General features: G+C 70.1%; 22 protein-coding genes and 1 tRNA gene. 4 read left to right on the forward strand and 19 right to left on the reverse strand.

Going from position 1 to position 22,981, the window contains the following annotated elements:
- Nucleotides 1-67 precede the first annotated feature (67 nt).
- From L3i22_RS50060 to trpS, 9 genes are all read right to left on the reverse strand, one after another.
- Nucleotides 68-1,336, reverse strand: a complete 1,269-nt coding sequence (locus L3i22_RS50060; protein WP_221324418.1) for an ABC transporter permease — start codon at nt 1,334-1,336, stop codon at nt 68-70.
- A 4-nt stretch (nt 1,337-1,340) separates the two neighbouring features.
- Nucleotides 1,341-2,600, reverse strand: a complete 1,260-nt coding sequence (locus L3i22_RS50065) for an ABC transporter permease (RefSeq protein WP_221324419.1) — start codon at nt 2,598-2,600, stop codon at nt 1,341-1,343.
- On the reverse strand, nt 2,597-4,075 hold the full coding sequence (locus L3i22_RS50070; RefSeq protein ID WP_370644322.1) for an ABC transporter ATP-binding protein: 1,479 nt from the start codon (nt 4,073-4,075) through the stop codon (nt 2,597-2,599). Before L3i22_RS50070 ends, L3i22_RS50065 begins: the two co-directional genes overlap by 4 nt.
- Nucleotides 4,076-4,232: 157 nt before the next feature.
- On the reverse strand, nt 4,233-5,330 hold the full coding sequence (locus L3i22_RS50075; protein ID WP_221324420.1) for a BMP family protein: 1,098 nt from the start codon (nt 5,328-5,330) through the stop codon (nt 4,233-4,235).
- Nucleotides 5,331-5,587: 257 nt separating this feature from the next.
- Nucleotides 5,588-5,824, reverse strand: a complete 237-nt coding sequence (locus L3i22_RS50080; protein WP_221324421.1) for an SCO4848 family membrane protein — start codon at nt 5,822-5,824, stop codon at nt 5,588-5,590.
- 22 nt (nt 5,825-5,846) lie between these two features.
- Nucleotides 5,847-6,233, reverse strand: coding sequence for a hypothetical protein (locus tag L3i22_RS50085; RefSeq protein ID WP_221324422.1), 387 nt, complete (start codon nt 6,231-6,233; stop codon nt 5,847-5,849).
- 8 nt (nt 6,234-6,241) lie between these two features.
- Nucleotides 6,242-7,162, reverse strand: coding sequence for a YihY/virulence factor BrkB family protein (locus tag L3i22_RS50090; protein WP_221324423.1), 921 nt, complete (start codon nt 7,160-7,162; stop codon nt 6,242-6,244).
- Nucleotides 7,163-7,183: 21 nt separating this feature from the next.
- Nucleotides 7,184-7,714, reverse strand: coding sequence for a 2'-5' RNA ligase family protein (locus L3i22_RS50095; RefSeq protein ID WP_221324424.1), 531 nt, complete (start codon nt 7,712-7,714; stop codon nt 7,184-7,186).
- Nucleotides 7,715-7,719: 5 nt separating this feature from the next.
- A complete protein-coding gene (gene trpS / locus L3i22_RS50100; RefSeq protein WP_221324425.1) occupies nt 7,720-8,745 on the reverse strand; it encodes a tryptophan--tRNA ligase in 1,026 nt (341 codons plus the stop codon).
- Nucleotides 8,746-8,924: 179 nt separating this feature from the next.
- Here trpS and galE point away from each other — a divergent pair, with 179 nt between their 5' ends.
- From galE to L3i22_RS50115, 3 genes are all read left to right on the forward strand, one after another.
- Nucleotides 8,925-9,899, forward strand: a complete 975-nt coding sequence (gene galE, locus L3i22_RS50105; RefSeq protein ID WP_221324426.1) for a UDP-glucose 4-epimerase GalE — start codon at nt 8,925-8,927, stop codon at nt 9,897-9,899.
- Complete coding sequence (galK, locus tag L3i22_RS50110; protein ID WP_221324427.1) at nt 9,896-11,038, forward strand: galactokinase; 1,143 nt, start codon at nt 9,896-9,898, stop codon at nt 11,036-11,038. Before galE ends, galK begins: the two co-directional genes overlap by 4 nt.
- A gap of 391 nt (nt 11,039-11,429) precedes the next feature.
- Nucleotides 11,430-12,257 carry an ATP-binding protein gene (locus tag L3i22_RS50115; protein ID WP_221324428.1) on the forward strand — a complete coding sequence of 276 codons (828 nt, stop codon included), beginning with the start codon at nt 11,430-11,432 and terminating at the stop codon, nt 12,255-12,257.
- On the opposite strand, the gene cysN is transcribed toward L3i22_RS50115, so the two are convergent.
- The 9 genes from cysN to L3i22_RS50160 all read right to left on the reverse strand — a co-directional run bounded on the left by cysN (nt 12,250) and on the right by L3i22_RS50160 (nt 21,638).
- Entirely contained in the window at nt 12,250-13,542 is a 1,293-nt protein-coding gene (cysN, locus tag L3i22_RS50120; protein ID WP_221324429.1) for a sulfate adenylyltransferase subunit CysN, read from the reverse strand. The two genes, L3i22_RS50115 and cysN, sit on opposite strands and share 8 nt — an antisense overlap.
- A complete protein-coding gene (cysD, locus tag L3i22_RS50125; RefSeq protein WP_221324430.1) occupies nt 13,542-14,453 on the reverse strand; it encodes a sulfate adenylyltransferase subunit CysD in 912 nt (303 codons plus the stop codon). Before cysD ends, cysN begins: the two co-directional genes overlap by 1 nt.
- Nucleotides 14,454-14,504: 51 nt before the next feature.
- The gene (locus L3i22_RS50130) at nt 14,505-15,395 is read right to left on the reverse strand and encodes a 3'(2'),5'-bisphosphate nucleotidase CysQ (RefSeq protein ID WP_221324431.1); all 891 of its coding nucleotides are present in this window, start codon (nt 15,393-15,395) and stop codon (nt 14,505-14,507) included.
- A 20-nt stretch (nt 15,396-15,415) separates the two neighbouring features.
- Nucleotides 15,416-17,155, reverse strand: a complete 1,740-nt coding sequence (locus L3i22_RS50135; RefSeq protein WP_221324432.1) for a sugar transferase — start codon at nt 17,153-17,155, stop codon at nt 15,416-15,418.
- 137 nt (nt 17,156-17,292) lie between these two features.
- Nucleotides 17,293-17,904 carry an aminoacyl-tRNA hydrolase gene (pth, locus tag L3i22_RS50140; protein ID WP_221324433.1) on the reverse strand — a complete coding sequence of 204 codons (612 nt, stop codon included), beginning with the start codon at nt 17,902-17,904 and terminating at the stop codon, nt 17,293-17,295.
- Nucleotides 17,905-17,982: 78 nt separating this feature from the next.
- On the reverse strand, nt 17,983-18,600 hold the full coding sequence (locus L3i22_RS50145) for a 50S ribosomal protein L25/general stress protein Ctc (protein WP_221324434.1): 618 nt from the start codon (nt 18,598-18,600) through the stop codon (nt 17,983-17,985).
- A gap of 357 nt (nt 18,601-18,957) precedes the next feature.
- Nucleotides 18,958-19,938 (reverse strand): ribose-phosphate diphosphokinase, encoded by a 981-nt coding sequence (locus L3i22_RS50150; RefSeq protein WP_221324435.1) that lies wholly within the window; start codon nt 19,936-19,938, stop codon nt 18,958-18,960.
- A 109-nt stretch (nt 19,939-20,047) separates the two neighbouring features.
- On the reverse strand, nt 20,048-21,490 hold the full coding sequence (gene glmU, locus L3i22_RS50155; protein WP_221324436.1) for a bifunctional UDP-N-acetylglucosamine diphosphorylase/glucosamine-1-phosphate N-acetyltransferase GlmU: 1,443 nt from the start codon (nt 21,488-21,490) through the stop codon (nt 20,048-20,050).
- 77 nt (nt 21,491-21,567) lie between these two features.
- A tRNA-Gln gene (locus L3i22_RS50160) sits at nt 21,568-21,638 on the reverse strand.
- Between the two features lie 145 nt (nt 21,639-21,783).
- On the opposite strand from L3i22_RS50160, the gene L3i22_RS50165 reads away from it, so the two are divergent.
- Nucleotides 21,784-22,482, forward strand: coding sequence for a TetR/AcrR family transcriptional regulator (locus tag L3i22_RS50165; protein ID WP_255657731.1), 699 nt, complete (start codon nt 21,784-21,786; stop codon nt 22,480-22,482).
- A 45-nt stretch (nt 22,483-22,527) separates the two neighbouring features.
- Here L3i22_RS50165 and L3i22_RS50170 read toward each other — a convergent pair whose 3' ends face one another.
- Complete coding sequence (locus L3i22_RS50170) at nt 22,528-22,953, reverse strand: DUF4383 domain-containing protein (protein WP_255657732.1); 426 nt, start codon at nt 22,951-22,953, stop codon at nt 22,528-22,530.
- Nucleotides 22,954-22,981: the final 28 nt, after the last annotated feature.

Below are 22,981 nucleotides of genomic sequence, written 5' to 3' on the forward strand. Positions count from 1 at the left end.
CCCACTGTCCGGTCCGCGAACGACAGATGCCCGGGCCAGGCCCGGGCATCTGATGTTCAACGGAGAATCAACTCTTGATATACGGGACGCCGTCGGCAGCGGGCGCGCGCACCCGGCCGACCAGACCGGCCACCGCGATGATCGTCGCCAGGTACGGCAGCATGCTCAGGAACTGGTTCGGCACCGGGCTGTTGATCGCGCTCAGGTAGAACGCCAGCTTCTGCGCGAAGCCGAAGAACAGCGCCGCCCCGAACGCCCCGATCGGCGTGTACCGGCCGAAGATCAGCGCCGCGAGCGCGATGAACCCGGCGCCGGCGGTCATGTTCTTGGTGAAGCTACCGGTCGCGACGAGCGTGAAGTACGCCCCGCCGAGGCCCGCCACCACGCCGCCGAGCAGCACGTTCATATACCGCAGCCCGCGCACCCGGATGCCGACCGTGTCCGCCGCGGTGGGGTGCTCGCCGACCGCCCGGGTCCGCAGCCCCCAGCGGGTCCGGTTGAGCCCGAAGTGAATCACCGCGACCAGGATCAGCGCGATCCAGAGCAGCGGGGTGGCGTCGAAGAACACCGGCCCCAGCACCGGGATGTCGGCCAGCCCGGGGATCTTCACGCTGGGCATCTGCGGCGGCGCGTTGTACTTCATCGCGTCGGGCTGCATCAGCCGCTCGTAGAGGAAGCCGGTGATGCCGAGCGCGAACAGGTTGAGCACGATGCCGACCACGGTCTGGTCGACCAGGTAGCGGATCGAGAGCACGGCCAGGATCGCCGCGATGATCACACCGCCGATCGCCGCGCTGATCAGGCCGGCCCAGACGCTGCCGGCCATCGTGCCGATCAGGGCGCCGGCGAACGCACCCATCAGGAACTGGCCCTCGATCGCGACGTTGACCACGCCGGACCGCTCGCCGAGCACCCCGGCCAGCGCGCCCAGCACCAGCGGCAGCGCGAGGTCCATCGTGCCGCTGAGGGTGTCCTCCAGCGACATGAACTGGCCGGCCACCTGCCAGCACAGGAACGACAGCACGAACGTCACGATGCCGAGCACCAGCAGCGTGTTCGACCAGCGCTTGAGCAGCCCGGCGACGAGCAGGCCACCGGCCACCAGGGTCAGCACGCCGAACAGCACCGCGCCGAACTGGCCGTTGATCGAGAGAGCGGCGCCCTCGGCGTCCTGGGTGAGCGTGAACCGGGCGTCCTTGCTCGGCGCGAGTGATCCGAACAGCACCGCGGCGAGCGCGCCGAGCACCAGCAGGGCCACGCCGAAACGGCGCTGCCTGGTCCAGAACGGTTCCGGCGCGGCGACCTCGGTCGGCGCCTCCACAGTCGCGGTCGACATGTCCTCAGCCCTTCGCCGGAGAGACGCCGAGCCCGGCGGCGCGGGCGGCACGAAGTTGGAAGATCGCTTTCACCAGGGCGGGGGCGGCGATGAAGATGACGATCAGGGCCTGCAGCACGTTGACCAGCTCGAGCGAGATGCCGGTGAACGACTGCATCCGGTTGCCGCCGGCCCGGAGCACGCCGAACAGGATCGCGGCGAGCAGGGTGCCCCACGGGCGGTTCCGGCCGAGCAGGGCGACCAGCAGGCCGTCGAAGCCGATGTTGCCGGCCACCGAGGGGGTCAGGGCGTACGCCGTACCCAGCACCTGGGTCGCGCCACCGAGCCCGGCGAGACCACCGGCCACCGCCATCAGCAGCGTGTACGTCTTGGCCACGCTGATCCCGGCGGTCCGCGCGGCGTGCGGGTTCGCGCCCACCGCGCGCAGCTCGAAGCCGAACGCCGACCGGTTCAGCAGCCAGGCCACCCCGGCGGTGACCAGCACCGCGAGGATGATGCCCAGGTGCACCCGGAGCACGCCGCCGAACGACGGCAGCTGCGCGGACTCGGCGACCACCTTGCTGATCGCGTCGGTCCGGCCGGGCTGCTGGATGCCCTTCTGGATGACCAGCCAGGCCAGGAGCAGGCCGGCGGTGTAGTTGAGCATGATCGTGGTGATCACCTCGTGGGCGCCGGTCCGGGCCTTGAGCAGGCCGGGCAGGAAGCCCCAGAGGGCGCCGCCGAGCGCGCCGGCGACCAGCGCCACGAGCAGGTTGAGCACGATCGGCAGGCCGAACGTGAAGCCGGCGATCCCGGCCGCGATGCAGCCGAGCACCGCCTGGCCCTGGGCGCCGATGTTGAACAGGCCGCCGCGGAACGCCAGCGAGACCGACAGGCCGGTGAAGACCAGCGGCGCGGCGTAGGTCAGCGTCTCGGAGATCGGGGCGAACGCGTTCTGCCAGGTGCCGGTCCCGGAGAACCAGGCGTTGATCGCCTCCGGGTCGCCGAGCGAACCCTTGAGCAGGTCGGAGTAGGCCGAGTAGATCAGCGTCCAGCTGGCGTCGAGCGCGTCGCCGGGCCGGGCGGTGAAGTAGCTGAACTTCGCCAGCACCGCCGAGTCGGAGACCACGATCAGCACCGCGCCGATGAGCACAGCCAGTACGATCGAGAGGACCGTGACGGTGACGCTGTTGGACGACCAGAGGTTGCGTACGAAGACGCTGAGGAACGTCTCCTTCTCGGCCGGTTCCTTCTCCTTGACCGGTTCCTTGGTCTCGGCGGTCACTTCTTCTCCTCGTTGCCGCCGGTGATGCCGGCCATCAGCAGACCGATCTCCTCGCGCGGGGTGTCCGGCGAGACGACGGCCAGGATCCGGCCGCGGTACATCACCGCGATCCGGTCGGCGAGACCGACCACCTCGTCGAGCTCGCTGGAGACCACCAGCACCGCGGTGCCCTGGTCGCGCTCGTGGATGATCTGGCCGTGGATGAACTCGATCGAGCCGACGTCCACCCCGCGGGTCGGCTGGGACGCGATGAACAGGCGCAGCGGGCGGGACATCTCCCGGGCGATGACGACCTTCTGCTGGTTGCCGCCGGAGAGCGTGCCGACCGGTGACTCCGGGGTCTGGCACCGGATGTCGAACTGCTCGACCCGCTCCTTGGCGTTGCCGCCGACCTTCGCCAGGTCCAGGCGGAACGCGTTGCCGAACGGCTCCCGGTCGTACATGTCCAGGATCAGGTTCTCGGCGACGGTGAACTCCTTGACCACACCGTCGTGGCTGCGGTCCTCCGGGACGTACCCGACCCCGGAGCGCAGGATCCGCTTGGTGCTCATCCCGGCCAGGTTCTCGCCGTCCAGCTCGACCGCGCCGGCGCGCACCTCGCGCAGCCCCATCACGGCCTCGACCAGCTCGGTCTGCCCGTTGCCCTGCACGCCCGCGATGCCCAGCACCTCGCCGGCCCGGACCTCCAGGTCCACCCCGTCGACCGCGCGGATGCCCCGGTCGTCGTCGACGATCAGGCCGGACACCCGCAGCACGGCGCGACCCGGCTCGGCCGGGCCCTTCGCCACCTCGAGGCTGACCGCGCGGCCGACCATCAGGGCGGCCAGCTCGTCCTCGCTGGTGTCCGGGCTGGCGGTGCCGACCACCTGACCGCGCCGGATCACGGTGATCCGGTCGGCGATCTTCTTGACCTCTTTGAGCTTGTGGGTGATGAAGACGATCGACTTGCCCATCTCGGTGAGCGAGCGCATCACCGCGAGCAGTTCGTCGGTCTCCTGCGGGGTGAGCACCGCGGTCGGCTCGTCCAGGATCAGCAGGTCGACGTTGCGGGTCAGCGCCTTGACGATCTCCACCCGCTGCTGGGCGCCGACCGGCAGGTCCTCGATCAGGGCGTCCGGGTCGACCGGCAGGCCGAACTTCTTCGAGGTCTCGATCACGTCGCGGCGGGCCCGGCGGCGGTCCAGCCAGCCGAGCGGGCCACCGCGGGTCTCCTCGGCGCCGAGCGCGATGTTCTCCGCCACGGTGAAGACCGGGACCAGCATGAAGTGCTGGTGGACCATGCCGATGCCGGACGCGATCGCGTCGCGCGGGCTGCGGAAGACCTTGGGCTCGTCGTTGACGACGATCTGTCCCTCGTCCGGCTGCAGCAGGCCGTAGAGCTGGTTCATCAGGGTCGACTTGCCGGCGCCGTTCTCGCCCAGCAGGGCGTGCACCTCGCCGGGCTCGACGGTGATGTCGATGTGGTCGTTGGCCACCAGGTCGCCGAAGCGCTTGGTGATGCCGCGCAGTTCCAGTTTCAGCGGAATCTCCCCGACGTCGGTTGCTGGCCTGGTGGACGGTTAATGCGAGCCGCCGCGCGGCCACCGGTGCGAGCCGGTGGCCGAGCGGCGGCCGAATGCTACTACCGGAAGGTCACTTCGGTGCGCTGGCCGACTCGGCCTTGACCGTTCCGCTGATGATGTCCTTCGTGAGCTGGTCGATCTCGGTCTTCAGCGTCGCGTCGACCTTGCTGTCGAACTGGTTGTACGGCGCGAGGCTGACACCCTTGTTCTCCAGCGTGCCGATGTAGCCCGGGGTGGCGGAGAGCTTCTCGCCCTTGGCGCCCAGCACCACGGACTCCTTGACCGCCTCTTCGACGTTCTTGACGACCGTGCTGAGGAAGACGTCGCAGTACTGCGCGGCGCTCTTGCAGCCGTCCTGGTCGACCCAGATGACCGAGACCTTGCCGGACGAGTCCTTGGCGACCTGGGCGGTGCCCAGGCCGGTGCCGCCGGCGACCGGCAGGATCACGTCGGCGCCCTGCGAGACCAGGGTCTGGGTGATCGTCTTGCCCTTGTTCTGGTCGATGAAGCTGTCGGCGAAGGTGCCGTTCTGCTTCGCCTTGTCCCAGCCCAGGACCGTGACGGTCTTGCCCTTCTTCTGGTTGTAGTAGGCGACGCCGTCGGCGAAGCCGTCCATGAAGATGGTGACCGGGGCGATCTTCAGACCGCCGTACGTGCCGACCTTGCCGGACTTCGAGTAGCCCGCGGCCAGGTAGCCGGCGAGGAACGCCGCCTGCTGGGTGGCGAACTGCATCGGGTAGACGTTGGCGCCGGAGCTGCCGCTGTCCACGATGGCGAACTGCGAGCTCGCGCTCTCGGTCGCGACCTTCTTGGTGGCGTCACCCATCAGGCCGCCGACCGCGAGGATGTAGTCGCACTTCTGGGTCACGAAGTTCCGCAGACCCGGCTCGTAGTCGGCCTCGGAGGACGAGGAGACGTACTTCGGGTCGACGTTGCTCGCCTCGGCCTTGGCACCCTGGATGCCGGCCCACGCCGAAGCGTTGAACGACTTGTCGTCGATGCCACCGGTGTCGGTGACCATGCAGGCCTTGTATGCCGCGGCGGTAGCAGCCGAGCTGGCGCCGCCGGTCGGGGTGTCCGCCGGGGCGTCACCACAAGCGGCGGCTGCGAGCGTCAGCCCACCTGCCGCGAGAATCGCCACGATCCGCTTCCCACGTACTGGGCGCAAGACGCCCTCCTTCCACTGCTCACCGACACTCTCGGTGGGTCTCAGGTCGGCAGCGTAGCTGCGGTCCAGGTACCCGGCAGGCGTTCGGTACGGACTGTTGGCGCACCGTTATCGCGCCGCAATCACCAGGGCTTTTGCCTGCCGCTTTAGGTGGGTTCACAGGGGAATTGTCACGTGGGCGCGTAACCCAGGATTAATCTTCGGCGCCGGACAACCCCCGCCGATAACGGTTCGTCTCGATTGCGGTCACCGTTTGGTCACGACGGCTTCTTCGGTGCGGCCCGCCACGCCCTGACGCCCAGGACCCCGACCGTCGTCCCGATGATCAGGGACGCCCCGATCAGCAGCGCGTGCACCCACAGGAACGCCGTCGGCGTGTTCCCGTCGAACGCGCGGTCGTCGTTGTAGATCGCCAGGCCGAACCGGGGCCAGATCACCCACGTCCACACCCCGACCGCCACCAGGAACCCCGCCCACCGCCGTGTGATCACCACGGCGACGAGTATCGCAGCGCCCTCAGCGGGCCAGCCGGGCGGCTATCCGGCGCCAGCCGTCGTGCACCTGCGCCGGCTCCGGGGTCGGCGGCGGCGGCCCGCCGGCGCTCGGCTCGGCGCGCAGGTCGTCGGCCGGGGCGGTGTCGTCCTCGGCCAGCGCCCGGGCCGCCTCGATCTCGGTGCGGATCGCGTCCGCGGAGTCCAGCGGGTACATCGGCTCGACCACGGCCATCAGGTCGTCGTCGGCGACCACGGCGCGCGCGAGGGCGATGGCGTGGTCCCTTTCGTACGGTCCGCAGACGACCGGATCCCAGCCCTCCCGGTCGCCGAGCGAGCCGATGGTGATCACCCACGGCGCGTCGGTCAGCGGTGAGCCGGGTGGCAGATGCAGCGTGACGAGAGTCCCCACGCGAGACATCATCGCGGGCGGGCGTCCCGGATCCAGAGGTTTTGCCCCACCGGAGCGGTTTTATCGTCAGCCGACAGGTCCACCACCCGCCCGTGCGGGCTGGTCGCCGCCCAGGCCGCGCCGAACAGCAGCAGCTGGTGGAAGACGTACAGGTAGACCAGCGCGCCGACGGCCGAGCCGACCAGGCCGTACGCCGGGTTGCGCTGGACCATCGCGACGAACGTCTTGCCCACCGTGTTGAGCAGCATCAGTCCGATCGCGACCTGCAGCACCGGCGGCGCCATCCGCCGCACGGTCATCCGCAGCCGCGGCACGGCGGCCAGCAGCGCCGCCGCCAGCAGCATGTTCACCCCGAGGGTGAGGATCAGGCTGACCACCGCCAGGGTGTTCTGGAAGCCGCCGTCGGCCAGCCAGTCGAGCAGCGCCTCCAGGCCGTAGACGGCCAGTTGGGTGAGCGTCAGCAGGATCAGCACGGCGATCAGCACCCCGAGGTCGACCGCCTGCCGGATGCCGAAGTAGCCGGGCTGCTCGCGCAGCCGCCAGATGTGCCGCTGCGAGGAGCGGATCGCCTCCACCCAGCCGATGCCGGTGAAGGTCAGCCCGAGGATGCCGACGATCCCGACGGTCTTCTTGCTGTCCAGGATCGCCTGCACGTCGAGGAACGGCAGGTTCTGCCGGAGGAAGTCGTGCACCAGATCGAAGAGCTGGGTGTTGCTGGTCAGCAGGAACCCGAAGATCGAGTAGCCGATCAGCAGCAGCGCGAACACCGCGAAAAAGCCGTAGTACGCGCTGGCCGCGGCGAGCCGGCCACCCTGGACGCCCTCGTACCGCAGCAGCGCCCGGCACAGGTGGTCGAAGTAGCGGGAGCGGTACCGCACTTCCATGATCCGGGCCGCGACCGCGTCATACGCCCGATCGATAGGGTTCACCGCGCGACCGTAGCCGACGGATCAGCCACCGAGGGGGAAGTCACGCCGGGGCCGCCACGGGCCCTCGCCACCGTGCGAGAACAGGGTGAACGACGGCACCGGGAACCGGCAGGAGAATCCGGCCAGGTCGTCGAAGACCGCGTCGAGCGCCTCCGGCGCCACGTCCTGCGCCACCGTGACGTGCGGGTGGTACGGGAACCGGCTGTCCCGGTGGATGTCGGCGGACCTGGTGATCGCCTCGGCAAGCAGCTCACACTCGCTGATACCCATCGCCAGGCTGACGAACACCACCTCGGTGATCGGCCGGAACGTGCCGGTCCCGCGCAGGTGGACGGTGAACGGCGGCTGCGCCGACGCGATCGCCTCGAGGTGCTTCTCCACCGCCGGCAGCGCGTCCGTGTCCACCTCGGTCGGCCCGAGCAGGGTGACGTGCGCCGGCGTCCAGGCGGCCTGCGGGTCGCCGGCCTCCGCGCGCCGGCGGGTCAGCGCCGAGCCCCAGGGCTCCGGGATGTCGATCGCCACGCCGATACGCGTGCGAGCCGGATCACCCACCGGGGTCAGGCCCCGCGCGCGGGGCTGAGGAAACCCACGTTCTTGTACGTCTTAGCCAGCGTCACCGACGCCACGGCGCGGGCCTTCTCCGCACCGACCGCCAGGATCTTGTCGAGCTGGGCCTTGTCGTCCAGGTACGCCTTGGTCTTCTCCTGGATCGGCCGGACGAACTCGACCAGCACCTCGGCGAGGTCCTTCTTGAGGTCGCCGTAGCCGCGCCCGTCGTACTGCTCCAGCAGCTCGTCTATGGTCCGCGTGGTGAGCGCCGCGTACATCGTCAGCAGGTTGCTGATGCCGGGCTTGTTCACCTCGTCGTAGAGGATCTCCCGCCCGGTGTCGGTGACCGCCGACCTGATCTTCTTGGCCGAGCGGGCCGGGTCCTCCAGCAGCTCGATGATCCCGTTCGGCGAGGAGGCCGACTTGGACATCTTGCTCGTCGGGTCCTGCAGGTCGGTGATCTTCGCGGTGTCCTTGACGATGTACGCCGAGGGCATCGTGAAGGTCGGCGCGAACCGGGTGTTGAACCGCTGCGCCAGGTCGCGGGTCAGCTCCAGGTGCTGCCGCTGGTCCTCCCCCACCGGAACCTGGTCGGCCTGGTAGAGCAGGATGTCGGCGGCCTGCAGGATCGGGTAGGTGAACAGCCCGACGGTGGTGCTGTCCTGCCCGGCCTTGGTCGACTTGTCCTTGAACTGGACCATCCGGCCGGCCTCGCCGAACCCGGTGATGCAGCTGAGCACCCAGCCGAGCTGCGCGTGCTCCGGCACGTGCGACTGGACGAAGAGCGTGCAGCGCTCCGGGTCCAGGCCGACGGCGAGCAACTGCGCGATCGAAACCCGGGTACGGTTACGGAGTGCGACCGGATCATGGCCCATCGTGATCGCGTGCAGGTCGACCACGCAGTAGAACGCGTCATGCGTGTCCTGCATCGCCACCCAGTTGCGCACCGCGCCCAGATAGTTGCCGAGGTGGAAGGAATCGGCGGTCGGCTGGATGCCGGAGAGCACTCGCGGGCGGCGGGCAACGTCGGACATGAGGGCCATTGTGTCAGTCTCGAACCGGATACCGAAAACCCCCTCGGCACCGTTGTCGGATGTTCGAACCTGTTGACTTATGAGCGCTTCCGCGTGATTCTATGATCGCCATTGCTGGGCTAGCCCCGCCGCGGAAAACAAAAGGTCAACCCGCGAATGTGAAGAAAGGGCCTCTCCCCGTGAAATTGCTCGTCACCGGCGGCGCCGGATACGTGGGCAGCGTGACCAGCCGGCTGCTGCTCGACGCCGGCCACGAGGTCGTGGTGCTGGACAACCTGCGCACCGGCTTCCGCGAGGCGGTCGCCCCGGACGCCACCTTCGTCCAGGCGGACATCGCCGACGCCGCCCAGGTGCTCACCCCGGACGCCGGCTTCGACGCGGTGCTGCACTTCGCCGGGCTGATCGCGGCCGGCGAGTCGATGGCCAAGCCCGAGCTCTACTGGCACGAGAACGTGGTGAAGTCGCTGGCCCTGCTGGACGCGATCCGCGCCGCCCGGGTCCCGCGGGTGATCTTCTCGTCCACCGCCGCGGTCTACGGCAACCCGGTCGAGATCCCGATCAGCGAGACCGCCGCCAAGGCGCCGACCAGCACGTACGGGTCGACCAAGCTGACCTTCGACCTGGCGCTGACCTCCGAGACGTTCGCGCACAACCTGGCCGCGGTGTCGCTGCGCTACTTCAACGTGGCCGGGGCGTACATCGCCGACGGCCACGAGATCGGCGAGCGGCACGACCCGGAGACGCACCTGATCCCGATCACCCTGCAGGCCGCCGCCGGCAAGCGGGACAAGCTGCAGCTCTTCGGCGACGACTACCCGACGCCGGACGGCACCTGCGTGCGCGACTACATCCACGTGGCGGACCTGGCCCGGGCGCACCTGCTCGCGCTGGAGGCCGGCACCCCGGGCGAGCACAAGATCTACAACCTGGGCAACGGGAACGGCTTCTCCAACAAGCAGGTCGTCGAGGCGGCCCGCGAGGTCACCGGCGCGGCCATCCCGGTCGAGATCGCCCCCCGCCGCGACGGCGACCCGGCGACGCTCGTCGCGTCTTCCACCCGCGCCCGCGAGGAGTTGGGCTGGACTCCGGAGAAGAACACCCTCCAGGAGATGATCGGCGACGCCTGGACCTTCTACCGGAAGCACGTGGCATGAGCGTCGAAGATCAAGCCCGGAAGAACTTCATTGCGACGTACGGCGTGGAGCCGGCCGGCCTCTGGGCGGCTCCCGGCCGGGTCAACCTGATCGGCGAGCACACCGACTACAACGACGGCTTCGTGCTGCCCTTCGCCCTGCCGCAGCGCACCGTCGCCGCGGTCGGCCCGTCCCCGGACGGCACCTGGTCGGTCAGCTCCACCCTGGCCCCCGAACCGGTGACGTTCGGTGTCACCGAGCCGGGTGAGGTGACCGGCTGGGGGGCGTACGTCGCCGGCGTGATCTGGGCGCTGCGCGAGGCCGGCTTCGAGCCGCCCGCGGTGCGCATCGCGATCGACTCCGAGGTGCCGCTCGGCTCCGGCCTGTCGTCCTCGGCCGCGCTGGAGTCCTCGGTGCTCACCGCGCTGATCGACCTGGGCGGGCTGGACGTGCCGCTGGAGCGGCGCCCGGCGATCGCCCAGCGCGCCGAGAACCTGTACGTCGGCGCGCCCACCGGCATCCTCGACCAGTCCGCGTCGATCCGCTGCGAGGCCGGCCGGGCGCTGTTCCTGGACTGCCGCTCGTACGCGATCGAGCAGATCCCGTTCGACCTGGCCGCCGCCGGCCTGGCCATCCTGGTGATCAACAGCAACGCCCCGCACCAGCACGTCGACGGGGAGTACGGTGCCCGCCGCAAGAGCTGCGAGGAGTCCGCCGCGATCCTCGGGGTGCCGGCGCTGCGCGACATCGCCGTCGACGACCTGCCGGCCGCCCTGGACCGGCTCGGCGACGAGGTGCTGCGCAAGCGCACCCGGCACATCGTCACCGAGAACCAGCGCGTGCTGGACACCGTGGCGCTGCTCCGCGACGGCCGGGTCCGCGACATCGGCCCGCTGCTGACCGCCTCGCACGCCTCGATGCGCGACGACTTCGAGATCACCGTCGCCCAGGTCGACCTCGCGGTCGAGACGGCCCTGTCGGCCGGCGCCCACGGCGCCCGGATGACCGGCGGCGGCTTCGGCGGCTGCGTGCTGGCCCTGATCGACACGGCCCGGGCCGACGAGACCGCCGCCGCGGTCGCCGCCGCCTACGCCGAGCACGGCTTCACCGCCCCGACGAGCTGGGTCGCGGTCGCCGGCCCGGGCGCCACCAAGCTCTGACCCCACCCCCGGCCGCGCCTCGCGGCACTCGGCTGGTGCTCAGGGCTGCCTCGGGATGCCGAAGGCAGCCCTGAGCACCGGCCGGGACCGGGAGGCGCGGCCGGGCCGGGACCACGGGCCGGGCTCGCGTGGGTCCTTTGAAACCGCAACCACCCGCGGACGTCGCCCTGGAGGGCCTCGCGTTCTGGGCGCCCCGCGCCCTGCGAGGCCCGGAAGGGTCCCCGCGGGAGCGACGATCAGTTATTGGCCGCAGCGTGGGCAATATTGAATGTGATCTTTGGGAAGCGGCCGGAACCTGGCGGATCGGCCCTCCCCCACCTGGCCTTTCGCCCGATCACCCGCAGGAGCGAGGCCTTCGGCTCCGGGCCGGGAGCGCGGTTATGGTGGCGGCATGGCGGTCAGCCCACCGGATCTCTCCGACCACACCGAGCAAGGCGACACCGAGCAGGGTGTCTCCGTCCGCGTCGACTTCGGCGCCGACGCCGCCGTCTCGCTGCTCACGGTTCGCGGGCCCTGGGACGGGCGGCTGCAGCGCAGCGCGTCGGTCACGCTGCGCCGGTGCTTCACCGAGCATCCGGACGCGTTGATCGTCGACCTGAGCCGGCTGCTCGATCCGCACAGCGAGAGCGCGCCGACCTGGACCACCGCGCGGACCGTCGCCGCGACCCTGCGGCCGCCGGTGCAGCTGGCGCTGTGCGTGCCGCCGGAGCTGCCGCTGGCGGACCGGATGCAGACGCTGGACGCGGGCCGGTTCCTACCGGTCTACGCGAAGGTGCGGCAGGCCCGGGTGGCGGTGGCCGGGCGGATCCCGGGCAGTGAGCGGCTGGTCGCGACGCTGCGGCCGGATCCGGACGCGCCGAGTCTGGCCCGCAACCTGGTCAGCGACGCGTGCCTGGCCTGGGGGCTGGCCGGGCTGCTGCATCCGTGCCGGCTGGTGATGTCGGAGCTGGTGACGAACGCGGTCGAGCACGCCGGCACGGAGATCCGGGTGGTGGTCTCCCGGCGCGGCCCCGGCCTGCACCTGTCGGTCGCGGACGGTTCGCCGGTGCTGCCGCGGCTGCTGCGGTTGACGCATCCGCTTCCGGGGCAGCCGCTGGACGAGCGCGGGCGCGGGCTGCGGACCGTGCACGAGACCGCGGAGCTGTGGGGCGCCGAGCCGGCCGGGGACGGCAAGGTGGTGTGGGCGACGGTCCGGGACCGCCGCCCGTCGATCAACTAGCTTCGATGATCATGCCGGCCGCGACGGTCCGGTTCGTCGCCTCGTCGACCAGGATGAAGCCGCCGGTGGTGCGGTTGCGCCGGTACTCGTCGGCGAGCAGCGGCACCGTGGTGCGCAGCCGGACCCGGCCGATCTCGTTGAGCGCCAGGGCGTCCGCCGCCTCGTCGCGGTGCAGCGTGTTCACGTCCAGCCGGTACTGCAGGCCGCGGACCACGGTGCGGGCGGTCCGGGTGGTGTGCTTGATCGTGTACTTCCCGCCGACCCGCAGCGGGGCGGTCTCGTCCATCCAGCAGACCATCGCCTCGATGTCCTGCGCGACGGCCGGCGCGTTGTGCGGACGGCAGATCATGTCGCCGCGCGAGATGTCGATCTCGTCGTTCAGCCGGACGGTGACCGACATCGGCGGGAACGCCTGGTCGACCGGGCCGTCCGCGGTGTCGATCGCGGCGATCGTGCTGTGCAGGCCGGACGGCAGGACCATCACCTCGTCGCCGGGCTTGAGCACGCCGGAGGCGACCTGACCGGCGTAGCCCCGGTAGTCGGTGACCGTGGTGGACTGCGGGCGGATCACGTACTGCACCGGGAAGCGGACGTCGACCAGGTTGCGGTCCGACGCGATGTGCACGTGCTCCAGGTGGTGCAGCAGGGACGGGCCCTCGTACCACGGCGACTTGTCCGAGCGGGACGCGATGTTGTCGCCGTTGAGCGCCGAGATCGGGATGATCGTCAGGTCCGGGGCGTCGAGCTTGGCCGCGAACGAGGTGAACTCGTCGGCGATCTTGTCGTACACCTCCTTGTCCCAGTCGACCAGGTCCATCTTGTTGACGCAGAGCACCAGGTGCGGCACGCGCAGCAGGGTGGTCAGGAACGCGTGCCGGCGGGACTGCTCGACCAGGCCCTTGCGGGCGTCGACCAGGATCAGCGCCAGGTCGGCGGTGGAGGCGCCGGTGACCATGTTCCGGGTGTACTGGATGTGCCCGGGGGTGTCGGCGATGATGAACTTGCGCTTCGGGGTGGCGAAGTACCGGTACGCCACGTCGATCGTGATGCCCTGCTCCCGCTCGGCGCGCAGGCCGTCGGTGAGCAGCGCGAGGTTCGTGTACTCGTCGCCGCGGGAGGCGCTGGCCACCTCGACCGCCTCGAGCTGATCCTCGAAGATCGTCTTGGTGTCGTACAGCAGGCGCCCGATGAGGGTCGACTTGCCGTCGTCCACGCTGCCGGCGGTGGCGAACCGCAGCAGGTCCATGGTGCGCGCGGACCCCGGCTCCAGAACGGCCTGGCTCATCAGAAGTAACCCTCTCGCTTACGGTCTTCCATCGCGGCCTCGCTGACCTTGTCGTCACCGCGGGTCGCGCCCCGCTCGGTGATCCGGGTCGCGGCGACCTCGTCGATCACCTTCTCCACCGTGTCGGCCTCGGAGAGCACCGCGGCGGTCTGCGAGGCGTCGCCGACCGTCCGGTACCGCACCCGGCGGACCTCGGCGGTCTCCCCGTCGCGCAGCTGGATGAACTCGTTGACCGCGTAGAACATCCCGCTGCGCTCGACGACCTCACGGTCGTGCGCGTAGTAGATGCTGGGGAGCTCGATCTGCTCCTTGGCGATGTAGTGCCAGACGTCCAGCTCGGTCCAGTTGGACAGCGGGAACACCCGGATCGACTCGCCGGGGTGGTGCTTGCCGTTGTAGAGCGCCCACAGCTCGGGGCGCTGGTTCTTCGGGTCCCACTGGCCGAACTCGTCGCGGAAGCTGAACATCCGCTCCTTGGCGCGGGCCTTCTCCTCGTCGCGGCGGGCGCCGCCGAAGAGGGCGTCGAACCGGTACTTCTCCACCGCGGCGAGCAGCACCGGGGTCTGGATCCGGTTGCGGGTGCCGTCCGGCAGCTCACGGACCGTGCCGGCGTCGATCGCCTCCTGCACGCTCGCGACGACCAGGTTCAGCCCGAGGGTGGCGACCCGGCGGTCCCGGTACTCCAGGACCTCGGGGAAGTTGTGCCCGGTGTCGACGTGCATCACCGGGAACGGCACCCGCCCCGGGGCGAACGCCTTCTCCGCGAGGCGGAGCATGACGATCGAGTCCTTGCCGCCGGAGAAGAGCAGCACCGGGCGCTCGAACTCGGCCATGACCTCCCGCATGACGAAGATGCTCTCGGCTTCGAGGGCATCCAGGTGCGAGACGCGATAGTCCTTCGTCTGGCTCATAAGTTCAATCCCCAGCTCATTCTGCGATTTTCCACGGCCGTAGCCGGCTCGTCATTCTGGCGGAAGATGCCTGCTGATCGCAGCAAGCAACCGAGGAGCGAGATCTTTGCGACATACGACCAGGTCAGGGAGCTTTGGATCGGCCCGGTTGTAGGCCAGCGGGGTGCCGTCGACGCGGGACGCGTGCAGGCCCGTGGCCAACGCCACAGCGACCGGCGCCGCCGAGTCCCACTCGTACTGCCCGCCGGCGTGGACGTAGGCGTCCGCCTCGCCGTTGATCACCGCGGCGATCTTCACCCCGGCCGAGCCCATCGGCACCAGCTCGGCGCCCAGTTCCCGGGCCAGCGAGGTGACGAACGCCGGGGGCCGGGTCCGGCTGGCCGCGATCCGGATCGCCCCGCCGGTCGCCGACTCCAGCGGCATCGGCGGGTACGCCGGCGCGTGGTCGGTCGCGATCGTCCGGTGCTGCGCCGGCATCGCCACCGCACCGGCCGCCAGGCAGGCCGGATTCGACGAGTCGGCGGTCCAGAGCGCCACGTGCACCGCCCAGTCGGAGCGGCCCTCCTCGGAGAACTCCCGGGTGCCGTCGAGCGGGTCGACGATCCACACCCGGGACGCGCCGAGCCGGTCCGGGCGGACCATGTCCGGCTCGCCCTCGCGCCAGGCCACCCGCGCGTGCTCGTCCTCCTCGGACAGCACCGCGTCGGCCGGCCGCCAGCGGGCCAGTTCGGCGCGGAGCAGGTCGTGCGCGGCCTTGTCGCCGGCCACCTTGAGCGCCTTGCCGTCGGCGAAGCCCATCTCGGCGCGGACCCGCAGCAACTCCTGGCCGGCCCGCTCGGCGAGCCAGCGGGCGAACGCGGCGTCGATCACCGGCGGCGCACCGCTGTCGGCGCCGTCCCGCTGCCCGGCCACGCGTGCGGACGTCTTCGTCGGCTCGCCCATCGTCTCGCTCCTCATCCGCGTCAATACGCTCCCGACGAGCGCACCACTGCAGTCATCGTCCTCAACAGGATCACCAGATCCAAACTGAGCGACCAGTTCTCGACATAGCGCAGGTCGAGCCGGACCGCTTCCTCCCAGGAGAGGTCCGACCGCCCGGACACCTGCCACAGGCCGGTCATCCCCGGTTTCACCGCCAGCCGGCGCCGCACGTCGTCCGCGTAGGCGGCGGCCTCGGTGGGCAGCGGCGGCCGCGGGCCGACCAGCGACATCCGCCCGGAGAGTACGTTCAGCAGCTGTGGGAGCTCGTCCAGCGAGAACCGGCGCAACCACCGGCCGACCGGGGTGACCCGCGGGTCGTCGCGGATCTTGAAGAGCACACCGTCGTGCTCGTTGAGATGCCTCAGCTCGGTCAACCGGGCCTCGGCGTCCACATACATGCTGCGGAACTTGAAGATGCGGAATTTCTGCCCATCGCGTCCCACCCGTACCTGCCGGAAGAGTACCGGCCCGCGGGACGTCACGCGCACGCAGAGAGCCACCGCCAGCAGCACCGGCGCGAACAGCACCAGCAGCAGGATCGCGCCGACCCGATCGACCAGCTCCTTCACCAGGCGCGATCCGCCGTGCAGGCGGGGATGCTCGACGTGCAGCATGGGCAGCCCGTCGAACGGCCGGATCGTGGTCCGCGCCCCGGCCACGTCGACCAGCGCGCTGGACACCACGAGATCCACCTCGTCGCGCTCCAGCCGCCAGGCCAGCCGGCGCACCGCCGCGCCGTCCAGCTCCGGGCAGCTGAGCACCACCACGGTGTCCGCGTCGGCCTGCTCCACCGCCGCCGCCACGTCGTCGAACGTGCCGTAGACCGGCAGCCCGACCTCGATCCCGTCGGCGCCCGGCGGCAGGCACGCGCCGACCACCTCCAGGCCGTGGTAGCGCTCGCGGCGCAGCTGGCGGGTGATCCCGATGACCGACAGCTCGTGTCCGACCACGATCACCCGGCGCAGCGCCTCGCCCCGGGCGCGGGCCCAGTGCAGCCGTTTGCGCAGCGCGAATCGCAGCACCAGAACCGAGGCGACCGCCGCCGGCAGGGCCGCGAGCACATAGGCCCGGGCCAGATCGAGATCCAGCGCGTACGACACCAGGGCCACCCCGGCGACCAGACCGCCCCCGCCGCGGATCACCCGCTGATACTCGTCCGAACCGACGAACAGGTAGCGGCGCTCATACGCCCGCGCCACGGCCAGCACCGCGAGCAGCACCAACGGCAGAAGAGCCGAGATCAAAAGATAATTGCGGTTGTACGACGTCACGTCGTCCCCGAACCGCAGCCCGAACCCGGCCGCCCCGGCCGCGATCCCGGCCACCAGATCGGCCAGCACCAGGGTGCGCACGTAGCGCCCCTCCCACCGCTGCCGCCGCGACATCGCCGCGTGCCGCCCCCGCGCCCGGGTGAACGGGCGGGCCGCCGACGACCGGTTGCGCTGCGGCGACCAGTGCCGGTCGATCGCCCGGTTCCGGGCCGGGTCGGCCGCGGCGCGCACCACGCGGGGCGCGCCGTTGCGGCCCTCGGCACCGGACGGTGGCGGGCTCAGCGGGGCGACCGGGCCCGGGATCCGTGCGTTACGGCCGGACACGTACCGCAGCGGAGGATGCTGCGGGCCCTGATTGACGGACGGCTCGCGCTCGGGCCGCACCACCGGCAGGCTCACCGTGGGCTCGGTCAACGCGTCCGTCCGGCCCTCGGACACGTCCTGAGACATCCCACGAACCCCCCGTCACGTCGGCGGCGCATCGAATGCGTGCGCCTGTGGTGACCAACGGACGGACGGCGGACCCGTCACGGTATGACCCGCCAGACAAATCGACCCAAACGGTCGCTAAGTTCCGGCCCGGCCCATCAACTTCCGTGGTATTTGTTCTGCGCCCACTCGACGCCCTCGAGCACGACCGCCTCCACCACGTCAGCCGCGCGATCCACCAGAAAGTCCAGCTCCTTGCGCTCCGCCGAGGAGAAGTCGGCCAGCACGAAATCGGCCGGCTCCTGTCGTCCCGGAGGCCGCCCGATGCCGAAACGGACCCGCGCGTACTCCTTGCTCGCCAGCGACTTCGACATCGAACGCAGCCCGTTGTGGCCACCCTCACCGCCGCCGAGCTTCGCCCGAACCTGGCCGAACGGCACATCAAGCTCATCATGCACCGCGATCACATGCGCCACAGGCACTTTGAAGAACTGCGCCAGCTGCACCACCGGAGCCCCCGACAGGTTCATGAACGTCAGCGGCTTCACCAGCACCAGCTTCGGCCCACCGAACCCCAGACGACCCTCGGCGACCTCGGCCTGCATCCGCTTCGCCCGGCCCATCTTCGCGCCCAGCCGGGACGCCAGCAGATCAGCGACCATGAACCCCACGTTGTGCCGGTTCGCCGCATACTCCTTGCCCGGATTGCCCAGGCCCACCACCAGCCACGGCGCCTCGTCCGTCACCCTCTCCGCCTCCCGGATACACATCAGGGAAAGTGCCGGTCGGCACTTTCCCTGATGAACTGGCTTACCGCGGACCCGCGACGCGCGCGAGCGCCGAAAAAACTACTCTGCCGCAGCCTCGGTGGTGGCGGACTCGCCCGCAGCGGCCTCGTCCTCAGCGGCGGTGGTGGTGCTCTGCGCCGCGTTGATGAACGCGAGCACGGTGTCCGCGTCGACCGCGAGCTCGACACCGGCCGGCAGGGTCAGCTCACCGGCGGTGACGTGCGAGCCGGCCTCCTTGCCGTCGAGCGACGCGAGCAGCTCGGACGGCAGGTTCAGCGCGTCGGCGATCACGGCGACCGTGTTCGACTCGTGCGTGATCAGGGTGTTCTTGGCGGCCTCGCCGGTCAGCGTCACCGGGACGTCGACCTGGATCTTCTCGCCCTTCTTCACGATCAGAAGGTCGATGTGCTCGTACGTGTCCTTGATCGGGTCACGCTGGATCGCCTTCGGCAGCGCCAGGGTGGCGGCCGCGTTGCCGGCGATGTCGATGGTGAAAATCTGGTTCAGGCCACCGTGCCGGATGGCAGCGGCGAACTCACGGGCCGGAAGCGCGATGTGCTGCGGCGCCTCGCCGTGCCCGTACAGCACGGCGGGCACCAGGCCGGCCCGGCGCGTGCGGCGGGCACCACCCTTGCCGAACTCGGTACGGGGCTCGGCGCTGATCTTTACCTCGGACACGGGGAAACTCCTGAAACTCTTCGATGCGGGCTGCGTCTAAGTCTGCGGCTGCGGTATTCCGGCAGTGCTGGTGATCAACTACGGTGTGGAAACCGTCGTCGGCGCTGCCGGGCAAGGGGGCGCGCTGGGCACAGGCCCGGAGCACCGCGTCGATCACGGAGCCTCGAGCGGACTGCGAACCTCAGCAGACCGCGGGGCACCCTCGCCGTGGCAACCGTATTAGCTTACCTGCTGCGAACCAGTAGAAATCAGCGGGTCCGGCACGCCCCCGGGGGAAACCGAAAAAATCATCCGGGACACGCGGAGAGCGCCCGCCGCCGGCCAGACCGGCGAACGGGCGCTCTCACCCCTCGTGAACTAGCTCAAACCACCGAACAGGGTGGTCACCGACCCGTCGTCGAACACCTCGCGGATCGCCCGCGCCAGCAGCGGCGCGATGGACAGCACAGTGATCTTGTCGAGCTGCTTCTCCGGCGTCAGCGGCAACGTGTTCGTCACCACCACCTCGGAGATCCGGCTGTTCTTCAGCCGCTCGGTCGCCGGGTCGGACAGCAGCGCGTGCGTCGAGGCCACGATCACGTCCGCCGCGCCCTCGTCGAACAGGATGTCCGCGGCCTTCGCGATCGTGCCACCGGTGTCGATCATGTCGTCCACGATCAGGCACACCCGGCCCTCGACCTCGCCGACCACCCGGTTCGCCACCACCTGGTTGGGCTTCATCGGGTCGCGCGTCTTGTGGATGAACGCCAGCGGGCAACCGCCCAGCCGGTCCGTCCACCGCTCCGCCACCCGCACCCGGCCCGAGTCCGGCGCGACCACGGTCATCGGCCGGCCGGCGAACTTCTTCTCCACGTACTCCGCGAGGATGTCCATCGCGAACAGGTGATCCACCGGGCCGTCGAAGAAGCCCTGGATCTGCGCCGTGTGCAGGTCCACCGTCAGGATCCGGTTCGCCCCGGCGGTCTTCAGCAGGTCCGCCACCAGGCGGGCCGAGATCGGCTCCCGGCCGCGGTGCTTCTTGTCCTGCCGCGAGTACGGGTAGAACGGCAGCACCACGGTGATCCGCTTCGCCGACCCGCGCTTCAGCGCGTCGACCATGATCAGGGTCTCCATGACCCAGCGGTTCACCCCCTCGGTGACCGACTGCACCACGAAGGCGTCCGAGCCGCGCACCGACTCCTTGAACCGGACGAACAGTTCGCCGTTCGCGAACTCATAGGAATCCGACGGCGTCGGTGCCACGCCGAGCACCTGACCGATCTCGTCGGCCAGTTGCGGGAAGCCCTGGCCGGAAAAGAGCATCAAACTCTTACGGTTCTCCGCGACGATGCTGCCCATCGGCTCGCTGCTCCCGTGAATAGGGGGTGGGTTCCCGTGAAGTATCCCTTGCGGTCACGTAACCGCCACGTTTCCAGGGCACCACGTGGGATGCCTCACCCCCACTGGATCAGTCCTGCTCAGGGGTGATATCCGCGGCCCGCGCCGCGGCCTCGGCCGACACCGTGCCCGGACGCTTCATCGCCACCCAGCCCTCGATGTTGCGCTGCTGCGCCCGGGTGACCCCGAGATTGCCCGCGGGCACGTCCTTCACCACCGCCGAGCCGGCCGCCACGTAGGCGCCCGGACCCACCTCCACCGGCGCGATCAGCACCGAGTCCGAGCCGACGAACGCGGCCTCGCCGATCACCGTCCGGCTCTTCCGGACGCCGTCGTAGTTCGCGAAGATCGTGCCGGCGCCGATGTTCGCCTTCGCGCCGATCTCGGCGTCCCCCACATACGACAGATGCGGGACCTTCGCGCCCTCGCCCAACTCGGCGTTCTTGGTCTCGACGAACCCGCCGACCTTCGACTTGCGGGCCAGCTTGGTCCCCGGCCGGAGGTACGAGTACGGCCCCACGGTGGCCTCCGGGCCGATCAGCGCGCCCACCGCGTGCGACCGCAGCACCGTCGCGCCGGCCGCCACCGACGTGTCCACCAGAGTGGAGTCCGGACCCACGACCGCGCCCGTCGCCACCGACGACGTGCCCTGGATCTGGCAGTTCTGGTCGACCACCGCGTCCGGCTCCAGCGTGGCCGTCACGTCGATCCACGTCGTCGCCGGGTCCAGCAGCAGCACGCCCGAGCGCATCCAGCCGTCGTTCACCCGGTCGCGCATCAGCACCCGCAGGTGGGCCAGCTCGGCGCGGTCGTTGCAGCCCAGCGTCTCGTACGCGAACTCGGCCACCTCGATCGCCACCGGGTGCCCCTGGCCCGCCAGGATCCCGAAGACGTCGGTCAGGTACTCCTCGCCCTGCGCGTTGTCGGTGGAGAGCTTGCCCAGCGACTCCCGCAGCAGCGCCGCGTCGAACACGTAGATGCCCGAGTTGACCTCACGGATCGCCAGCTCGTCCGGTGACGCGTCCTTCGCCTCGACGATCCGCTCCAGGTTGCCCTTCGCGTCCCGCACGATCCGGCCCAGCCCGGCCGGCCGGTCCACCTCGGCGCTCAGCACCGTCGCCGCCGCGCCGGCCCGCTCGTGCGTGGCCAGCAACGCCTCGACCGTCTCGGCGCGCAGCAGCGGGACGTCGCCGCTCAGCACCACCACGGTCCCGGTCAGCTCGGGCGCGGCGGCCAGCGCGATGCGCACGGCGTGGCCGGTCCCGTTCTGCTCGGCCTGCAGCACCGGCGTCGCGGCCGGCGCCACCTCGGACAGGAACGCGCCGACCTGGTCGGCCTTGTGCCCGACCACGACCAGGGTGCGGTCGGTCCGGATGTCCGCGGCGACGGCCAGGACGTGGCCGAGCAGGGTGCGCCCGAGAAGCGGCTGCAGCACCTTGGGCGTTGCGGACCTCATCCGCTTGCCCTCACCGGCGGCGAGAACGACGACAGTACGGCTGGGGGCCTGGCTCACGCGGAACTCCAAGTTCGCAATAGGCGATATCGACAGTCGATGCGGCCCAGCGTCGGCCGGGCCGCAGACGCGAAAAGCTCCCGGAGGAGGATTCGAACCCCCACAAACGGCACCAAAAGCCGCGGTCCTGCCATTAGACGATCCGGGACCAAATTTGGACATTTCCCCAGGGGCATGTCCACCGGACACATGATAGCGGTCTCACTCTGATCTTCGCCCACGGCAATACCTCTCCGGCGACTTTCGCTCGCGCGGCCGGAATCGCCGCCGGTCCACCCTGGCAGGATGGACAAATGACCGAGGAGACCGACAAACCGCGCCCGCACCACCCGCGCCCCGAACCGTCTCCCCGGGTCCGGATGTCCGCTGCCCAGCGCCGCGAGCAGCTGATCACCATCGGCCGCCGGCTGTTCGCCGAGCGCGGCTACGACGCGGCGAGCGTCGAGGAGGTCGCGGCGCGCGCGAAGGTGTCGAAGCCGGTGGTGTACGAGCACTTCGGCGGCAAGGAGGGGCTGTACGCGGTGGTCGTCGACCGCGAGGTCCGGGCGCTGCTGGAGCGGATCACGGCGGCGCTGACCGCGGGTCACCCGCGGGAGTTGCTGGAGCAGGCCGCGCTGGCGCTGCTGGACTACATCGAGGACGAACCGCACGGCTTCCAGGTGCTGACCGCGCGGCAGGCGCCGGTGCTGGCGCCTGCCAACTCGTTCTCCAGCGTGATGAACGACGTCGCGCACCAGGTCGAGCACATCCTGGGCGGGGAGTTCCGGGCCCGCGGCCTGGACCCGAAGTTCGCCGAGCTGTACTCCCAGGCGCTGGTGGGGATGGTGGCGCTGGTCGGCCAGTGGTGGCGGGAGGCCCGCCGGCCGAAGAAGGAGATGGTCGCCGCGCACCTGGTGAACCTGGCCTGGAACGGGTTGTCGCATCTGGAGGCGAAGCCCGAATTGATCACGCGAAACGGCCGTACCAAACAATCGGGTGGAAAAAACGAATGACCGCCGCGCCGGAGATGGAGGCGTGACGGTCATCGTCGGGGCAGGTCAGGCGGTACGGCCCTCGCGGACCTGGCGCGGGGCGCCGGCCTTGCCGGGCGCGGCGACCTTGCTGTAGAGGCTGATCGTGACCAGCAGCAGGCCGACCAGGTACGTGACGATGACCGTGGACATGCTGGCGCCGAAGAGGTTGGCGTCGGTCCGGATGGTGGCCATCGAGTAGGTGCCGAGGACGAGGATCCCCCAGCCGAAGTACTTGTCGACGGCGACGTCGATGTTGCGGCCGACGACGGCACCGAGGATCACCAGGGCGCCGACGACGAGCGTGATGATCGACCAGAGCAGGTTGCTGCTCTGGCCGAGCACGCGGTCGCCGGTGTGCCCGGTGAAGCTGTCACCCGCGGTGACGCCGAAGCCGATGATGCCGAAGACCACCAGGTACGCACCGGCGACAAAACCGGCCAAGCGGTACATCGGCCGAAGGGGGTGGTTGACCGGAATA

Origin of the sequence: Actinoplanes sp. L3-i22 (assembly GCF_019704555.1) — a bacterium.
GTDB lineage: Bacteria > Actinomycetota > Actinomycetes > Mycobacteriales > Micromonosporaceae > Actinoplanes.